General features: G+C 64.8%; 1 protein-coding gene. It reads left to right on the top strand.

Annotated features, from left to right (window positions below; all coding sequences use genetic code 11):
* Positions 1-69 precede the first annotated feature (69 nt).
* Positions 70-1,617 (top strand): IS1182 family transposase, encoded by a 1,548-nt coding sequence (locus BST38_RS28745; protein ID WP_083146941.1) that lies wholly within the window; start codon positions 70-72, stop codon positions 1,615-1,617.
* Positions 1,618-1,726 lie beyond the last annotated feature (109 nt).

Raw genomic sequence — 1,726 nt, 5'->3', positions numbered from 1 at the left:
CTAGGAGCCTGCTGAATTAATCCGGCGTGGTGGCGGGGTTTGCGGCTGGGTTCTCGAGATGATTAACGGGTGCAGGGACACTCTGATGATCAGCGTGAGCTGTTGGATGCCGAATCGGTGGCCGGGCATCTTCTGAAGCCCGACAGCATGTTTGCGTTCCTGGCTGCCCACCGCCGTGAGCTGTTCCCGGAGGCGATGTTCGCTGATCTGTTTCCCTCGGGGCGGGGGCGGCCGAGCGTGCCGGCCGAGGTGATGGCCTCGGTGATCACCCTGCAAGCGTTGCACGGGCTTTCCGATAACGAGACCGTGGACGCGGTCACCTTCGATCTGCGCTGGAAAGCCGCGTGCGGGCTGCCCGTGACCGCGGCGGCGTTTCACTCCACGACATTGACCTATTGGCGGCGCCGATTGGCGGCCTCACAGGCCCCGGACCGGATCTTTGAGGCGGTCAAAGCTGTCGTCGCGCAGACCGGGGTACTGGCCAAGAAAACACGGCGGGCGTTGGATTCCACCGTGCTCGATGATGCGGTGGCCACCCAGGACACCGTGACCCAGCTGATCGCGGCGATCCGCCGGGTGGGCCGCGACGTGCCCGGCGCCAGCACGGTGATCGCTGCCCGGTGCACCGCTCATGACTACACCGATCCGGGTAAGCCCGCGATCGCCTGGAACGACAAGACCGCTCGCGACCATCTGATCGATGCTCTGGTCGGCGATGCCCACCGGCTACTGGGATATCTGCCCGATCAGGATCTCGGGCCACGCGCCGCTGAGGCGGTGGCGTTGTTGGCGTTGGTCGCCGGCCAGGACGTCGAACCCGTCGACGGCTCGGATGGCACCGACGGGCACTGGCAGATCGCACAAAAGGTCGCCGGGGATCGGGTGATCTCGACCGTCGATCCCGACGCCCGTCATGCCCACAAGACCGTGGCACGGCGCCAAGACGGCTTCAAGGCCCATGTCGCGGTCGAACCTGATACCGGGATCATCACCGACTGCGTCCTGACCAAGGCCAGCGGTCCCGGCAACCACGAAGCCGTCATCGGACTGGCACTGCTCGCCGACGAACAGGCCCCGGTGCGGGTGCTCGGCGATTCGGCCTACGGCACCGGCGCAGCGCGGGCAACGCTGGCTGAACTCAAGCATGTCGCGGTGATCAAACCGCTGCCCCAACGCGCCGCGGTACCCGGGGGATTCACCAGCGATGATTTCACCATCGATTTCGAAGCCCGCACTGTCACCTGCCCGGCAGAACACACTGTCAGGATCACACCCAGTGGCGGTGCGAGGTTCGAGAAATACTGTCGCTCATGTCCTTTGGTGACTTCGTGTACCACCGCCGCACGTGGACGCAAACTCACCATCAGCGCACACGAACACCACCTCCGTGCAGCGCGGGCCATCGCCCGCACAGACGAGTGGCAGACCGAGTATCGCCAGCACCGGCCCATGGTGGAACGCTCGATCGCCTGGCTGACCCGAGGAAACCGCAAAGTCCGCTACCGCGGCGTCACCAAGAACAACCACTGGCTACATCACCGGGCCGCCGCACTGAATCTGCGCCGCCTAATCACCCTGGGCCTGACCCATAACGGCAACACCTGGGCCATCGCCTAAGGCAAACGATGCGGCCCACGCTCCACTGACACCGACCAACACCTCATTGCCGGGCATGATCATCGGCCTGACGCCACACCAGAAACCCACTAATTCAGCAGGCTCCTAG

Origin of the sequence: Mycolicibacterium parafortuitum (genome assembly GCF_002086815.1) — a bacterium.
GTDB classification, from domain to species: Bacteria; Actinomycetota; Actinomycetes; order Mycobacteriales; family Mycobacteriaceae; genus Mycobacterium; species Mycobacterium parafortuitum.
Note: the sequence above shows the minus strand (reverse complement) of the source record. Positions and strands in the feature narration are given on the sequence as shown.